The 15,784-nt window shown below is 65.5% G+C and carries 12 protein-coding genes and 1 pseudogene; 8 read left to right on the top strand and 5 right to left on the bottom strand.

Annotated features, from left to right (window positions below; all coding sequences use genetic code 11):
• The 4 genes and pseudogenes from LTI14_RS08830 to LTI14_RS08815 all read right to left on the bottom strand — a co-directional run.
• Window positions 1-268 (bottom strand): annotated as a pseudogene (locus LTI14_RS08830) (hypothetical protein); the annotation flags it as partial.
• A 233-nt stretch (window positions 269-501) separates the two neighbouring features.
• Entirely contained in the window at window positions 502-1,287 is a 786-nt protein-coding gene (locus tag LTI14_RS08825) for a sortase domain-containing protein (protein ID WP_241476287.1), read from the bottom strand.
• A 153-nt stretch (window positions 1,288-1,440) separates the two neighbouring features.
• Entirely contained in the window at window positions 1,441-2,589 is a 1,149-nt protein-coding gene (locus tag LTI14_RS08820) for a GAF domain-containing SpoIIE family protein phosphatase (RefSeq protein ID WP_241476286.1), read from the bottom strand.
• 173 nt (window positions 2,590-2,762) lie between these two features.
• A complete protein-coding gene (locus tag LTI14_RS08815; protein WP_342357745.1) occupies window positions 2,763-3,296 on the bottom strand; it encodes a hotdog fold thioesterase in 534 nt (177 codons plus the stop codon).
• A 115-nt stretch (window positions 3,297-3,411) separates the two neighbouring features.
• Here LTI14_RS08815 and polA point away from each other — a divergent pair, with 115 nt between their 5' ends.
• Complete coding sequence (polA, locus tag LTI14_RS08810; RefSeq protein ID WP_342357744.1) at window positions 3,412-6,288, top strand: DNA polymerase I; 2,877 nt, start codon at window positions 3,412-3,414, stop codon at window positions 6,286-6,288.
• An 87-nt stretch (window positions 6,289-6,375) separates the two neighbouring features.
• On the opposite strand, the gene LTI14_RS08805 is transcribed toward polA, so the two are convergent.
• Complete coding sequence (locus LTI14_RS08805) at window positions 6,376-7,086, bottom strand: maleate cis-trans isomerase family protein (RefSeq protein ID WP_241476285.1); 711 nt, start codon at window positions 7,084-7,086, stop codon at window positions 6,376-6,378.
• Window positions 7,087-7,205: 119 nt separating this feature from the next.
• Between LTI14_RS08805 and LTI14_RS08800 the strand changes: the two genes are divergently transcribed.
• The 7 genes from LTI14_RS08800 (at window position 7,206) to rpsA (ending at window position 15,697) form a co-directional block, all read left to right on the top strand.
• Entirely contained in the window at window positions 7,206-7,727 is a 522-nt protein-coding gene (locus LTI14_RS08800) for a DUF3830 family protein (protein ID WP_241464460.1), read from the top strand.
• Between the two features lie 67 nt (window positions 7,728-7,794).
• On the top strand, window positions 7,795-8,775 hold the full coding sequence (locus LTI14_RS08795; protein ID WP_342357742.1) for a UbiA family prenyltransferase: 981 nt from the start codon (window positions 7,795-7,797) through the stop codon (window positions 8,773-8,775).
• The gene (locus LTI14_RS08790) at window positions 8,772-10,211 is read left to right on the top strand and encodes a phytoene desaturase family protein (protein ID WP_241476284.1); all 1,440 of its coding nucleotides are present in this window, start codon (window positions 8,772-8,774) and stop codon (window positions 10,209-10,211) included. Before LTI14_RS08795 ends, LTI14_RS08790 begins: the two co-directional genes overlap by 4 nt.
• Window positions 10,212-10,307: 96 nt before the next feature.
• A complete protein-coding gene (locus LTI14_RS08785) occupies window positions 10,308-11,144 on the top strand; it encodes a maleate cis-trans isomerase family protein (RefSeq protein WP_241464462.1) in 837 nt (278 codons plus the stop codon).
• A gap of 163 nt (window positions 11,145-11,307) precedes the next feature.
• Window positions 11,308-12,381, top strand: a complete 1,074-nt coding sequence (locus tag LTI14_RS08780; protein WP_241469863.1) for a sugar-transfer associated ATP-grasp domain-containing protein — start codon at window positions 11,308-11,310, stop codon at window positions 12,379-12,381.
• Between the two features lie 125 nt (window positions 12,382-12,506).
• Complete coding sequence (locus LTI14_RS08775; RefSeq protein WP_241476283.1) at window positions 12,507-13,913, top strand: GNAT family N-acetyltransferase; 1,407 nt, start codon at window positions 12,507-12,509, stop codon at window positions 13,911-13,913.
• Window positions 13,914-14,176: 263 nt separating this feature from the next.
• Window positions 14,177-15,697 carry a 30S ribosomal protein S1 gene (rpsA, locus tag LTI14_RS08770; RefSeq protein ID WP_241464465.1) on the top strand — a complete coding sequence of 507 codons (1,521 nt, stop codon included), beginning with the start codon at window positions 14,177-14,179 and terminating at the stop codon, window positions 15,695-15,697.
• Window positions 15,698-15,784 lie beyond the last annotated feature (87 nt).

The raw sequence follows: 15,784 nt of genomic DNA, 5'->3' as shown, positions 1-15,784 counted from the left end.
GTCCGTCCATGAAGGTCTCGGCTGCGCCGTCGACGGTCATGTAGACCGTGGCCTGGTTGCCCTGGCCCTCGATGAGCACGTCACCGACGGTGCCGCTGTTGTTCAGCGGGTCCAGGTTGGCCTGGAATGACCAGGACTCGCTGGAGGTCGATGTGGCGGCGCCATCGGTTGCTCCGCCGTGCTCGGAGTGGGCCATGGCTGGGCCTGCGCCCAGAAGGATTGCGCCGAGCGCGAGGGTGGGGACGGCGAACAGTTTGGATTTAAACATTTGAGGGACTCCTCGTCACAGTGATTTGGTCGCACGGCCTCTGATCGTGGTGTCGACCAGGCCATGTACGCGGAGTTCGGAGCGACATCAGGATCGGATGGTGAAAATCCAAAAAAAGTTTCTCAGCTCACCGATCCGCCTCAACTAGCTAAACCTTTATCGATATCGAAAGACTGATTATTCTCCGCGCGGGAAGTGCTGGGGTCCGCTGTGTCGGACCGGCCATTCGGTCTCTAACTGGCGAGGGTGGCGTAGACCACGTAGTTGTCCTCGTACTCTCCGGTGGCCTGGTCGTACCCGTCGCAGGTGATCAGTCGGAGTTCGGGGTCTTCGGTGTTGCCGTAGACCTCGAGGGTGGGGAAGGTGTTCTTGCCGTATTGCTCGGCCTTGGTGACCACGAAGGTCGCGGTGCCGCCGTCTTCTTGTCCCACGGTGATCTCGTCGCCTTCGACGAGTTCTGGCAGGTCAGCGAAGACCCCTGGCTCGCCGAGAGAGTCATCGACATGGCCCAGCAATACTGAAGGGCCTTGGTCGCCTGGGGCGGGGGATCCGGTGTACCAGCTGGCTGGGGAACCTGGGTCACCGGGTGGGACCTCCAGGGTGCCGTTGTCCCTCAGGCCCAGGTGCAGCAGCTCGGAGCTGGCATCGATGGCCGGGATCTCGAACGCGGCGGGGGGTGCGGTCTCGGTGGCGGCCTCGTTGCTCTGGTCTTCGGCGTCTTCAGGTCCGTCGGTTCCGTCGGGGGCCGGTGTGGGTGAAGCTTCAACCTCACCCTCCTCACCGCTGGTGGCGTCGGTCTCCGCTGGCTCAGCTGGTTCATCCGCTTCCGGTGTGCCCGCCTCGGATTCGACCACCGCGGTGGGGCTGCCTTCCCCGGCACCCGGATCGTCGTCCTGCCCAGGTGAACATGCAGAGATCGCAAGCATCAGTGCGGTCGCCACCGCCAGTGCGGCGCCGCGGGGCCAACGGTCTGCTGCCGACAGGGCGGTGTGGTTGTCGTGCCGACGGAGAGGAGACATCAAGGTTCTCTTTCGGGTTGGACCTGCTGGGCTGCGCTCCGGTGCGGGTGGCCGATCTCGTCTAGAGGCAGATATGCCCACAATCTACAGTCCCGCCGATCGGAGGTGCGGCGACAGGGGTGCAGTAGTGCTCCGGCCCCTGCCGACGACACGTCAGGAGTCTCTGCGGACCACGACCACCGTGACATCATCGGGGGCCTTTGCCTGCTCGGCACGGCGCAGCGCCTCCTTGACAGCACCTTCGAGACCCTGCTCGCGCAGGACCTGCTCCACCTGCCCGTAGGGGTCCTCGAGGTCCAGAAGGTCCAGGAGTCCATCGCTGCAGGAGAGCAGGGCATCTCCGGGGTGCAGCTGCACGGTGTTCAGTCCGTGGGGCTCGCCCATGCCCATCGCCAGCGGCAGCCCGGTGGATTCCAGGTGCTCCCAGCTGCCGTCGGCGCGATGGATGAAGCTCAGGCTGTGTCCGCCGTCGACGTAGCTGATCTGGCCGGTGCGGGTGTCGATGTCGGCGCAGAACATGGTGACGAACATGTGCAGATCACCGATGTCCCGCTCCAGGAGAGAATCGATCTCAGCGACCGTGGCCTGCAGGGAACGCTCCGGAGCGGTGCGCATCGAGGCGCGGACGGCGGAGGCGATGATCCCTGCGCCGATGCCCTTGCCCATGACGTCGGCCAGGGTGACCCGCAGCTGATCCCCCCGGAGAACCACATCATGGAAGTCCCCAGAGACGCACCCGGCCGGGGCGGAGCCGGCGGTGACGGTGAATCCCGCGGGCTGGGGGAGATTGCGGGGAGTCTGTGCGCGCTGGACCACGACGGCATGGTCCAGCTCCTGCTGCTGCGCCAGTTCGGTCTGGACCCAGCGCGCGAGATCTTCGAGAAGGTCGCGTTCCTGCTCATCGAGCTCACGAGGCTTGGTGTCGATGAGGCACAGCGCTCCCACCTGTTCGCCGCCCGGGGCCTGCAACGGGTGACCGGCATAGAAGCGCAGGTGTGGGGCGCCTTCGACATAGGGACTCGCCGCGAACGCCTCATCCTGCTTCAGGTCTTCAATGACCAGGGTGCCGGTCTGCTGGATGGTTGATTCGCAGAATGCGTACTTGCGGGGGGTTTCTCGGCTGCCGAGCCCGACCGAGGACTTGCTCCACTGGCGATCATTGTCGAGGAGATTCACGCTCACCATGGGTACGTCGAAGAGCTCTTGAGCCATCCGCGTGATCCGGTCCACACGCTCGTCGCGCGGCGTGTCGAGGATCTTCATGGCGTCGAGCGCGCTCTGTCGCTTCTTTTCGTCGATCATTCCAGAACCCCTCAAGCTTTTCGTTCAGAAAGTACCTGATAGTGACTTTAGTCCATGTCAGGGGTGTTTTCTGAAATCGCCGGTGTCACAAATTGAATTGAGGGTTTTCCGCGCTGATCGAGTCGAATCTGCTGCGTATGACTACAACCCGCTATGGGCGCATGATTTCCCGTTCAGCTCCGGTTGGGCAGGATCATGTTCGTCATCCGGGCGGTCGAGAGGCGGCGGCCGGCGTCGTCGGTCATCACGATCTCGTGGCTGGTCAGCTGCCGGCCCAGGTTGATCGGGGTACAGGTGGCCGTGACCATGCCCTCGGTGACCGAGCGATGGTGGGTGGCGCCGAGCTCGGTGCCCACCACGGCATTGTCCACACCCAGGTTGACCCGCGCGTGCAGGATCGCGGCGATCGAGCCGAGCGTCTCGGCGAGCACCATATGCGCGCCACCGTGGAAGAGGCCCATGTTCTGCTCGTTGCCCGCCACCGGGAGGGTGGCCACCATCTTGTCCGGGTGCATCTCCACGTAGCGCAGCCCCATCTTCACGCCCAGCGGAGTGACCCCGTGCGGGCCGGTCCACTGCTGATACTCCTCAGGGATCCCGGCGGCCTCCATCCGGGCGGCGCGCTCCTGCTCGTCGGGGAACGGGGTGGGCGCACCGGGGACGGCGCTGCTGGAAAGGCGGTCGAGAGCGTCAGGCTGAGAAGTCATGGGCTCCAGTTTAGATGCCGGCGGGGAGCGACGGACATCCGCCCCACGAACCGGAGCGGCGTGGGGCCCGTGAGAGGTCTGGGGTGAGCGCGGGGGTCGCGATAGGCTGGGGCTCGTGTCAACTAGTCCCAATAAACTCCTGGTCATCGACGGTCACTCCATGGCGTTCAGGGCCTTCTACGCCCTGCCCACCGAGAGCTTCCTGACGGATTCCGGCCAATACACCAATGCGGTGCACGGCTTCACGAACATGCTGCTCAAGCTGATCCGTGAGGAGCTGCCCACCCACGTGATCCTCGCCTTCGACCTGGACACGCCCACCTTCCGGCACACCTCCTACGCCGAATACAAGGGCGGCCGCGCGAAGACCCCCGAGGAGTTCCGCGGCCAGATCGACCTGATCAAGCAGGTCGCCGAGGGGATGAACGTCGCCACGGTGACCCTGGAGGGCTACGAGGCCGATGACATCGTCGCCACCTACGCCACGAAGGCCGACACCGCCGGCTGGGAGACCCTCATCGTCTCCGGCGACCGCGACACCCTGCAGCTCGTCACTGAGCGCACCACCCTGATGTACCCCACCTCGGGGCTCTCCAAGGTCGCGATGCTCGACCCCGCCGGGGTGGAGGAGAAGTACCTGGTCCCGCCGCTGAAGTACCCGGACCTCGCCGCACTGGTGGGGGAGTCCGCGGACAACCTGCCCGGCGTGCCGAAGGTCGGGCCCAAGACGGCGGCGAAGTGGATCACCGAATACGGCTCTACCCGCGGGATCATCGAGAACGCCCACCTGATCGGCGGCAAGGCCGGGGAGAACCTGCGGGAGGCACTCGCCGATGTGGAGCGCAACCTGGAGCTGAACCTGCTGCTCCGCGACCTCGAGCTGCCCGTGGCGCTGGAGGACTCAGAGCTGAAGGTCCCTGACCGCGAGGTGCTGGAGCCGCTCTTCGACGCGCTGCAGTTCAACCAGATCCGCGAACGGCTCTTCGAGACCTTCGCCGCCCGTTTCCCGGAGACCGTGGTCGCGCCCACCCCCACCGACGCGCTCCCCGCGGTCACGGTGACCGAACAGGCCGAGGAGATCTCCGCGTTCCTCAGGGCCCACGCCGGAGCGCCGATGGCGATCGCGGTCTGCCTGGACCGCGCAGGTGAATCGCTGACCACCAAGCCCAAGCGCGACGAAGCCGCCCGTGTGGCTGAGGCACTCGCCGTCGTGCTGGTGCCCTCGGCTTCCGGGGACGTGGCTGGAGCTGCTGATGCTGCCGAGACTGCAGAGACCGACGACGACGCCGGGGAGCCTGCCGCCGAGCCGACCGGCATCCCCGCGTTGGCGCTCTCGCTGACCTCGCTCGACGCGGCCGCCGACGCAGTCTTCGCCGAGTGGCTGCAGGACTCGGAAGCGCCGAAGCTGGTCCACGACATCAAGGACGCCGGCAAGCGGCTGGCCTGGCGCGGACTGCGCCTGCGCGGCGCCGTGGAGGACACCCTGATCTCCGGCTACCTGATCCAGCCGGACCGGCGGAACTTCGCCTTCACCGAGCTGGTCACCCAGTACCTGGGAGCCTCCACCGACCCGGCCTCCTACCTCGGCGGCCACAGCGAGGACGACGCCGAGGCGTCCGGACCGCAGGGCCCGGACCTGTTCTCCTCTCAGGACCTGCTGCCCGGGGTGACGGCGGAGGACCTGGACACCGCCGCGCTGCACGGGATGCTGCTGCACCAGCTCTCCCAGGCGCTGGGGGAGCAGCTGGTCGAGCGCAACGGCGAGAAGCTGCTTCGTGAGATGGAGATCCCGCTGGCCGAGATCCTGCTGCAGATGGAGCTCACCGGCATCGCGGTGAGCCCGGAGAAGCTGGACGCGCTGGACGCCGAGTTCGCCGCCGCCATCGAGGCCTCCGCGCAGGAGGCCTACGCCGTGGTCGGGCACGAGGTGAAGCTCGGCTCGCCCAAGCAGCTGCAGACCGTGCTGTTCGAGGAGCTCGAGCTGCCCACCGCCGGGGTGAAGAAGAACAAGACCGGCTACTCCACCGATGTGGAGACGCTGCAGGCGCTGCTGATCAAGACCCAGAACGACTTCCTGGTGCACCTGATGAACCACCGGGACTCCACCAAGCTGCGCCAGACCGTCACCGGGCTGATGGAGGCCGTCACCGGGGATGGGCGGATCCACACCACCTATGCGCAGACCGTGGCCGCCACCGGACGGCTCTCTTCGCTGCACCCGAACCTGCAGAACATTCCGGTCCGCACCGCCGCCGGTCGGAAGATCCGCGACGCCTTCGTGGTCGGCTCCGGCTACGAGACCCTGCTGACTGCGGACTACTCGCAGATCGAGATGCGCATCATGGCGCACCTCTCCGGGGACCAGGCACTGATCGAGGCGTTCCGCGCAGGGGAGGACCTGCACAACTTCGTCGGCTCCAAAGTCTTCGGGGTCGAGGCCTCGGAGATCACCCCGGAGCAGCGCTCCAAGGTCAAGGCGATGAGCTACGGGCTGGCCTACGGGCTTTCGAGCTTCGGGCTGTCCAAGCAGCTGGGCATCGGAGTTGATGAGGCCCGGAACCTGATGAACGAATACTTCGAACGCTTCGGCGGGGTCCGCGACTACCTGCGCGAAGTGGTCACCCAGGCGAAGCAGGACGGGTTCACCTCCACGCTCTTCGGGCGGCGCCGCTACCTTCCGGACCTGAGCAGCGAGAACCGGCAGCTGCGCCAGATGGCCGAACGGGCCGCGCTGAATGCCCCGATCCAGGGCTCCGCGGCGGACATCATCAAGCAGGCGATGATCGGCGTGGACTCCGCGCTGCGCTCCGAGGGCCTCGAGTCCCGGCTGCTGCTGCAGGTCCACGATGAGCTCATCTTCGAGGTGGCCTCGGGGGAGCGCGAGGCCCTGGAGAAGCTGGTCACCACCCACATGGGTGCCGCCACCGAGCTCGACGTCCCGCTGGATGTGCACGTGGGCGTGGGCTCCTCCTGGCACGAGGCCGCACACTAGGTGTGCTGAGTCACCACGTTGGCGACGCCGGGTCGGCAGGAGTCGTTGCGCCACCGGTGTGGATCCGCACAGGGGCCGGCGACCTGCTCAGCGGCTGAACAGGGCCCCGAGCCCCTGGACGCGAGCCGGGTGGCCGGCCAGGCGGAGCCCCTGCCAGGCGGTGACCTGGTTGGCCGTGAGCACGGGCACGCCCAGGGCCTCCTCGAGCCGGGGCAGCACGGCGATCGTGTGCAGTGCAGTGTCCGGGATCAGCAGGCACTGCGCGCCGGTCAGGTCGGCGGCGCGGGCGGCCTCGAGCACCCACTCGGCTTCCAACAATCCCGCGTCCTCGCCGCTGGGAACGTCGTAGGTGGACAGCGCGCTCACCGCGATTCCCTCCTGCCCCAGGAATCGCATAAAGTGCGAGGCGACTTCCTCGGGATAGGTCGCGGCCACCGCGACCCTGCTCAGCCCCAGGTGGTGCACCGCCTCGGCGAAGGCCAGGGAGGTGGAGGAGGACGGGACGCCAGCGGCTTCCTCGATCCATCCGGCCTGCTCCCGGCAGCCATCCCGGCCATAGACGAAACTGCCCGAGGTGCACGCCCACATCACGGCGTCGGGGGAGAGCTCGCGGGCCTTCTCGGCGGACGGCACCAGGTTGTTCCGAGATCCGAGAGCCAGCAGCGCGTCGACATCGTGGTCGGTGCGGCCCTCCCAGGTGTGGATCACCCGGAACGAGGTGTCCGGGATGAGTTGTTCGAGAGCCGGGAACTCGTCCTCCGCGCTGTATCCGGGGTAGAGGATCGCGAGGGTATGCATGGTGGTGGAGGCCCTCTCGTGGTGCGTGACTGGTCTCCCCGAAAAACCTACAGGTAGATTGTAGACAACCATAGGTCGCCGTTCCGTGGCGCCTGCAGTCCATCGAACGGAGACTGCTGATGACCCGATACCTCACCATCACCTTGGAGAAGCGCGGCGTCACCGCCAGGGCGCGCCTGCTCGACGTTGAGGCCCCGCGCACCGCCGAGGCCGTATGGCAGGCCCTGCCCCAGTCCGGACAGGTGTTCCACGGCAAGTTCGCGCGCAACGAGATCTACGCCCTCGTCCCCGCCTTCGCCGCCGAAGAGCCGGGCCCCGAGAACCAGACGATCACGCCGATCCCGGGGGACCTGTGCTATTTCACCTTCGAGGGCGTGCTCAACAATCCCGCCTACGGATACGACGCCTCCGCGGGGACCGCTGAGAACCGGCTGTTGATCGATCTCGCCGTCTTCTACGGACGCAACAACCTGCTGGTCAACGGCGACGTCGGGTGGGTTCCGGCGAATGTCTTCGCCACGATCGAGGAAGGACTCGACGAGCTCGCCGCCGCGTGCCAGGACGTCTGGATGGGCGGTGCCCGAGGGGAGACGCTGAGCTTCGCGCGAGCCGACGCCGACCCGAAACACGGCATGCGCTGATCAGGATGGTCACTGTTCAGAGTTAACACTCCAGGGCGCAGTCGGTACCTGACGTAGCATCTTGACCATGGGCCCCTCCGCCGTCAGCGACTGGCCACCCCAGAGCCGGGCCACCGGCGAAAACAGGCATGTAGTTCGTTCAGGCACCACTGTTCTACTCGGCAGAAGGGGCTCCACCGTCAAATCTCGTTCTGGAACTGAATCCGTCTTCCAACGAATGGTCCACATCTCACGGCCGGTGCTGTGGATCAATACCATTGGTCCCGCCGTCCTGGGAATGTGGCTGGCCGGTCACTTGTGGCATTGGGATGCATTGGCGTTGATCTTGTGGCTGACGCTGCCATTCAACCTGCTCATCTACGGCGTCAATGACATCTTCGATCAAGAAACCGACGCGCTCAATCCGCGTAAGGGGTCTTTTGAAGGCGCCCGGATTCGCTCTGGTGAGGTCTTCCCGATATGGGTCGCAGTTCTTGTGACCAATCTTCCGTTCCTGACTTACTTCGTGTGGGCGCTTCCCGGTGATGCACTGCTGTGGATAGGGCTCTACCTGTTGGTGTTCGTCTTCTATTCGGCACCACCGCTGCGGTTCAAGGCCCGCCCGTATCTGGATTCGCTCAGCAACGCCGCCTATGCCCTGCCGATGGTCTTTGTTCCGCTCGCACTAGGATCCGGTCCGGTCTGGGCCGCTGCTGTGGCGCTCATGGCATGGAGCGCGGCCAAGCACACTTTCGACGCAGTCCAAGACATCGAGGAAGACGAGGCGGCCGGGATCACCACCACGGCAGTGCGCCTCGGTGTTCGCGGGGTGGTGCTCTGGAGTGGAGTCTGGTGGACGGCAGCTACGATCGGCTTTGCAATGGTCAATGTTCCGGTCGCGCTTGTCAACGCGCTGATCAGCGGTTGGCTGCTCTACATGCTGTTCCGCTCCCCCCTCAGCACCACCGCCCATGGTTTGTACCGCCACTCCATCGCCTTTCCCTATGTCGCCGGAGCTGTGGCCGGCATTCAACTGGCTGCGGCGCTGCTGCTGGGGTGGTACCCATGAGTCGTGTCGTGGTGGTCGGTGGCGGAGTGGCGGGCCTGACGGCCGCAGTGCTCTCAGCCTGGGCAGGACACGCTGTCACGCTTCTGGAAGCTGGCTCGGCACTGGGCGGCAAGAGTCGCCGTATCGAAGTTGGTGGTCAAACCATCGACACCGGCCCTTCGCTGTTCACATTCCCGGCCGTCTGGCAGGAACTGCTGCGCCGACTGGATGACTCCAGTCAGGATCCTTCCTCAGCGGCCGAAGAGACAGCAAGGCTGAATCTGGAGCGGCTTCCGGAAGTAGGCCGGTATTACTTCCGCGGGCAGGTCTGTTCACTGCCGGTTCCGCCGGGACACCCGTGGCACCCGGCGTGGGAGCGTTTCGCTGCGCTGCACGGACCCATCGGGCCGGATGTGACCCGGCTTCTGACCACGGCGGTGCTGGCACGCGATGCACGCCCCTCGCTGGCTCTTCTGGGGCGACTCTACGGGCACCGGCTCACTACCCGCAGCTATCTCGACAGCCTCACCTGGCTGCCCGACGGGCTGCGCGAAGTGATCGCCATCCACACACTCAACGCGGGGGTGGGCCCATCCCGCACCCCGGCGTTGTATGCCAGCATGCCTGCGGTGATGGCCCAAGACGGGGTGTGGGTGCCGCAGGGCGGCGTCCACGAACTGGTGCGGGCCCTCGAGCGGCTGGCGCGAGCTGCCGGGGTCGATGTTCGCACCGATGAGGCCGTCCTTGACCTGGAGCGGGGACGCGTCAGGACTGCCCAGAACGTATATCGGGCGGACGCCGTGGTCAGCGGCATGGACGCCGACCGCCTCGAGGGACTGCTGCGTGGGCGCACACCTCGACCACCGCGGAAGCTCTCCTGCTCAGCGGTCGCCGTGTACGCCTCGCTCAAGCGTCCCCTTCCGGCGGATATGTCGCGGCACAGCGTGGTTCTGCCCGAGGATCCCACCGCGCTCTACGCGAGTCTGGAGGCCCAGCGCGAGCCGACTCAGACCATGGCGTTTCTCAATCACTACCCAGCCACGGACTCAGGCCCCAATACCGCCGACACACTCGCAGTGCTGCTGACAGCGCCCTCAAATGGACAGCGCTATGGCCTCAACAGTGCCTTTGTCGACCGAGAACTTCGCCGCGTGTGGACCACGGCTGGGCTGCCAGGAAGTTTCGACACGTGTATCGAGGAGAGCACCATCCTGGATCCGAACTATTTCAGTCTCACAGGCGCGTCCGGAGGTGCTCTGTATGGACCGATCCGTCCTTTGTTGATGAGCGGGCCCCTGCACCGTCCAGCTCACCATAGCCTGAGGCGGCCATGGCTGTGGCGGGTAGGTGCCTCGGTCCATCCGGGCGGCGGATTGCCGGCAGTGATGGGCGGGGCCATGATCGCAATGGATGGGATGCTTCGCGCACTGCCGCCCGGGCCTGGCGGGCGCAGCTGAAACCGACACACAGCTGAGGACGCCACCAAGCCCGGGACAGACCAACGTCCCCGTCAGACCCAGTTCGGGTGAGTTGTCATTGCGCATAGGAGAAACATGACACCGGAAGCTCAGGGCCCGCCTCCCCGCGGGGCGCTTGGCGTCGTCATGCCGTTCGACATGGAGCTCGATGCAGAGCTGTGGCGCTGGCTTCCCGCCGGCGTCGACTTGTCGGTGACCCGGACGCCGTTCTTGGATGACGTTGTCACCGTGGAGTTCGCTCGGGAGGTGGCGCAGACGACAGTCGTCACCGAGGGTGTCCGCAGCGTCACAGCCGGTCGCGCGGATGTGGTCGTCTACGCCTGCGCGTCCGGGAGCTTCGTGCGTGGTCGGGCGGGACAGGAAGATCTCGTTCGCGCTATGACGGATGCCGGCTCACGTGACGCAGTGACGACCTCCGGCGCCCTCGTGGAAGCTCTCGGCGCCCTCGGGATCACGCGTGTCTCGACGGCGACGCCCTATGTGCCGGCTTTGTCGCTCCTGATGGAGACATTCCTCGCTGAGTACGGCGTCACCGTGACCGGTCGCGCTGAGCTCGGGCTCGACAGGCGCATCTGGGAGGTCCCCTACGCGCAGACTGCGGAGCTGATCCGTCGGGCTGATACGCCCGACGCCGAGGCCGTCGTGGTCAGCTGCACAAATCTTCCTACGTACGACCTCATCGCACAGCTGGAGGTTGAACTGGGAAAGCCCATCATCACCGCCAACCAGGCCACCATGTGGGCCGGACTGCGGCGCCTGGGAAAGCTCGCGAACGGCGAGGGGCAGTCGCTGCTGCACATCACGGCCCAAGGCGAGCAGCGCGGTCTCGGACTCACGGCGCGGCCCCGCATCAGAAACTCCCGCCCGGCCGTGCCCGACTCGACGGAACCGTCGATCCTCCCCAAGACCTGACAAACCGCTTGGCAGAGGCCTGGTGTGGTGGTGTCCGGTCATGGGTGGGACTGGGCCGATCCGGTGGATATCTCCTGATGAATCCCTATTCGATACAGCGACCCCCTGTTATTTCGGCTCAAATGAACATAGGTTGGCATCACCTGAACTCAGAGGAGCTGCCGTGAACCTGGACACGATTGAGCGAACTCAGAATGACCTGCTGATGAGAGTTCGTTCCCGTTTGAACAGCCGGAGCGCTGCGAAGGTGCTCAAGTCGATCGAAGCCGCGAAGGGCCCGCTTCCAGGGCATCTCAGGGCACAGGCCGATGAGTACGCCGCCGATGTGCTGGGTTCCAAAAGGTATGCCCCGTGGCTCTACATCTACAGCGCGATGGCCGGTGAGTTCCGAGAGGGGTGGATCCCCGACAACTACTACATGCAGGTGGTTCTTCCTGCGATCGAAGGTCGGTATGGCGACCTTTCTGAAATGCGGTCGATGACGGCGCGCGTCTTTGGGCAGGAAAAAGAGATTCCCGACCGCGGATACGTGGTCAAGGGCCGGCTGCTCAACGCGTCACTCGAACCGGTCTCGTCGTTGGAGGAGTTCACGGACCTCGTCTTTGCCGGGGTTGAAAAAGTGGCTTTCAAGGCTGACGCGAGTGATCGCGGCCGAGGCGTGCAGATTCTTGATCGAGACAGGTTCACGCAGATTGCTGCGGGCCTTCCCGACGGTGTGATTCAGCCCTTCATCGACCAGCATGAGGCCTTTGCTCAGGTCGCGTCCCGCTCGGTCGGGACGCTGCGGATGACAAGTGTCCTCGAGCCTGACGGGCAGGTCACTGTCAGGGATGCCTACATGCGATTCGGACGAGACACGGATGACCACGTATTTTCAGAGTCGAATATTCGCCTTCTTCTCGATACCGCTACAGGCGTGTTCAGCTCGATCGGATACTCGGTGGACTGGCTCGAGATCGACCGGCATCCCGATTCCGGCTTCGTGTTCGCAGGCAACGAGGTGCCGAACTATGCAGCCTGCCTCGAGGCAGTAAAACGGCTGCATCGGCGAATCCCGATGGTCCCGGCGATCGGTTGGGATCTGACTGTTGCTCGCGACGGTTCCGTCCAAGTGCTTGAGTGGAACAGCGGCCATAACGACATCAAGTTCTCTGAGGCGACGTCGGGGCCGTGCTTCGGGGGACTGGGTTGGGAGCATCTAGGCCGGAACGGCGGAGCGACCCAGATCACCGGGTGATCGCGGGTGGCGGCCAGCTGCGGCAGGGAGACCCTGGACCCGCACCGGGTTCCACCGGGTTCTGTGCACAACCGAGTTCCCCACCGCCTGGCCCCGGCACCAGCGGACCGATAATGTGGTTAACCGTGCCAGACCAACACGTACCCCAGCAGCCCGAGATCGCTCCGCTCGCACCAGGACTCCGCAGCGAGTCCTTCCGCGCGGCCCTGAACTCGGACGGCAAGACCGCCGACGCGCAGACCGCCGCGTTCGCTCAGACCGCCGAGCAGGGCTTCTACGAGCCCTGGTTCACCGACGAGCAGATCAACCGCATCGGGCGGATCCTGGTCGAGGACGAGCAGCTCCTGACCGGCGTCTACGTGGACCAGGACACCGCCGCGGATGAGCCCTGGGGCAACGCACTCAAAGAGGTCGGCTTCGACCCGTCCCACCCGGTCGGCACGTTCGTCGACTATGACAAGACGCTCAACGCCGGGGGACCGGCCGGCCCGCTGCCTGCACGGCTGATCACCATGGTCACCGTCAATCCGAGCTTCCGCCGCCGCGGCATCCTCAAGCACCTGATGACCTCCGCGCTCTCCCGCGCGGTCGAGGACGGCATGGCCGTGGCCGCGCTGACCGTCTCCGAGGGCGGCATCTACGGCCGGTTCGGCTTCGGCTGCGCCACCCGCGAGGCCAGCATCCAGGTGAACCTCGGCGAGGGCAGCGGGCAGAGCTTCGCGCTGCGCAGCGCGCCCGCCGGCCGCGTCATCTCCGCAGACCCGGTCAAGCTCGACGAGGTCATCGACACCAGCTTCGAGGCGTTCCACGACCGCACCCGTGGCTCCATCGGCCGCCAGCAGACCTACCAGCTGGTCAGCTCCGCGCGCTGGAACCTCGAGGACAACAGCGCCTGGAATCGCAAGCTCCGCGCCGCCGTCCACGTCCGCGAGGACGGCAGCATCGGCGGCTACGTGACCTTCAAGCACGAGGGCTGGGACACCGACCCCAGCACCATCCGGATCTATGACCTGATCGCCGCCGACGACCAGAGCCACCTCGCGCTCTGGGACTACATCGCCGGACTCGACATCGTCCGCCGCGCCACGATGAGCACCGCCGCACTGAGCGATCCGCTGCAGTCCGCGCTGGTGAACCCGCGCAGCTACCAGGTCCGGAAGCTCAGCGACGTGCTCTGGGTCCGGATCCTTGACGTGGTCAAAGCCCTCGAAGCCCGCGCCTGGACCGCCGACGGCGCGTTCCGCCTCGAGCTCGAGGACGGACAAGGCATCACCGGCGGCAGCTTCACGGTGAGCGTCGACGACGGCGCCGCCACGCTCACTCGGGCAGGTGACGGTGAAGCGCCGGTGACCTCAGACCTCCCGACGCTCCAGCTCAGCGTCGAGACCCTCGGCTCGCTCTACCTGGGTGACGTCTCGGTCCGCACCCTCCACGCAGCCGGAAGGCTCGGAGGCACCACCGCCGAAGACGTGGACCGGATCTCCCGGATCATGGACCTGGCCACCCTTCCCTTCTGTGCGACACATTTCTGAGCAAGTCATCGCGCTCGGGACAGCGGTTGATTCGGATTGGATTGCCGGTATAAACTGACACGGCGCGTTCTGCGCACAGAGTCGACCTGACATCTGATGCAGATCATGCTCGAAAGTCCGCTCTTCGGCGTCGCCGCCGGAATCGGGACCTGACGAGCTCTCCTGTTCATCTGTTGATCGCTTTGTGCGCCGGAGTGCCATCTTGCACGGCACGCCCGTGCACTGACCACGCCAGCCACAATCCATATCGGAGCCCCTACTACATGACCCCCACCACCACTGCCCCACAGGTCGCCATCAATGACATTGGCACCGCAGAAGAGTTCCTCGCCGCTGTAGACGCGACTATGAAGTACTTCAATGACGGCGACCTCGTTGAGGGCACCATCGTCAAGGTCGACCGCGACGAGGTCCTCCTCGACATCGGGTACAAGACCGAAGGCGTCATCCCGTCCCGCGAGCTGTCCATCAAGCATGATGTGAACCCGGACGAGGTCGTCGCCGTCGGCGATCTGGTGGAGGCTCTGGTCCTCACCAAAGAGGACAAAGAAGGCCGCCTGATCCTCTCCAAGAAGCGCGCACAGTACGAGCGCGCCTGGGGCGACATCGAGCGCATCAAGGAAGAGGACGGCGTCGTCTCCGGCACCGTCATCGAGGTCGTCAAGGGCGGCCTCATCCTCGACATCGGCCTGCGCGGCTTCCTGCCCGCATCGCTGGTCGAGATGCGCCGTGTCCGCGATCTCGCGCCGTACATCGGCCAGGAGATCGAGGCTAAGATCATCGAGCTGGACAAGAACCGCAACAACGTGGTCCTGTCCCGCCGTGCATGGCTCGAGCAGACCCAGTCCGAGGTCCGCTCCTCCTTCCTCAACAAGCTCGAGCGCGGCCAGGTCCGCACCGGCACCGTCTCCTCGATCGTCAACTTCGGTGCGTTCGTGGATCTCGGCGGCGTCGACGGTCTGGTTCACGTCTCGGAGCTCTCCTGGAAGCACATCGATCACCCGAACGAGGTTGTCGAGGTCGGCCAGGAAGTCACCGTGGAGGTCCTCGAGGTGGACATGGATCGCGAACGCGTCTCCCTGTCGCTCAAGGCCACCCAGGAAGATCCGTGGCAGACCTTCGCCCGCACTCACGCGCTGGGCCAGGTCGTCCCCGGCAAGGTCACCAAGCTGGTTCCCTTCGGTGCGTTCGTCCGCGTCGAAGACGGCATCGAGGGCCTCGTGCACATCTCCGAGCTGGCAGTGCGCCACGTTGATCTGGCCGAGCAGGTCGTCTCCGTGGGTGACGAGCTCTTCGTCAAGGTCATCGACATCGATCTCGAGCGCCGCCGCATCAGCCTCTCGCTGAAGCAGGCCAACGAGGGTGTCGATCCCGAAGGTGCCGAGTTCGATCCGGCCGTCTACGGCATGGATGCCGAGTACGACGACGCCGGCAACTACAAGTACCCCGAGGGCTTCGATCCGGAGACCAACGAGTGGATGGACGGCTACGACGAGCAGCGTTCCGTCTGGGAGGCCCAGTACGCCAAGGCCCAGGAGCGTTGGGAAGCGCACAAGAAGCAGGTCGTTGCAGCAGTCGAGGCCGACGCCGAAGCTGCCGCACAGGCCACTGTCGGTTCTTCCAGCTCCAGCTCCTCGAGCTCGAGCTCTTCCAGCTCCAGCAAGTCGGAGCCCGCTCCGTCGAACTACTCCTCCTCGCAGAACAGCTCCTCCGAGGATGCCGGCACGCTGGCATCCGACGAGGCACTGGCTGCGCTGCGCGAGAAGCTCACCGGAAACAGCTGAACCACACGGGCGGATCACTGATCCCGCCTGAGTGACACATAGAGAAGGCCGGTTCCACCCTCGGGTGGGACCGGCCTTCTCTATGTC

The organism is Nesterenkonia sp. YGD6, assembly GCF_022565895.1.
Classification (GTDB): Bacteria; Actinomycetota; Actinomycetes; order Actinomycetales; family Micrococcaceae; genus Nesterenkonia.
This window is presented reverse-complemented; position numbering and strand designations above follow the sequence as displayed.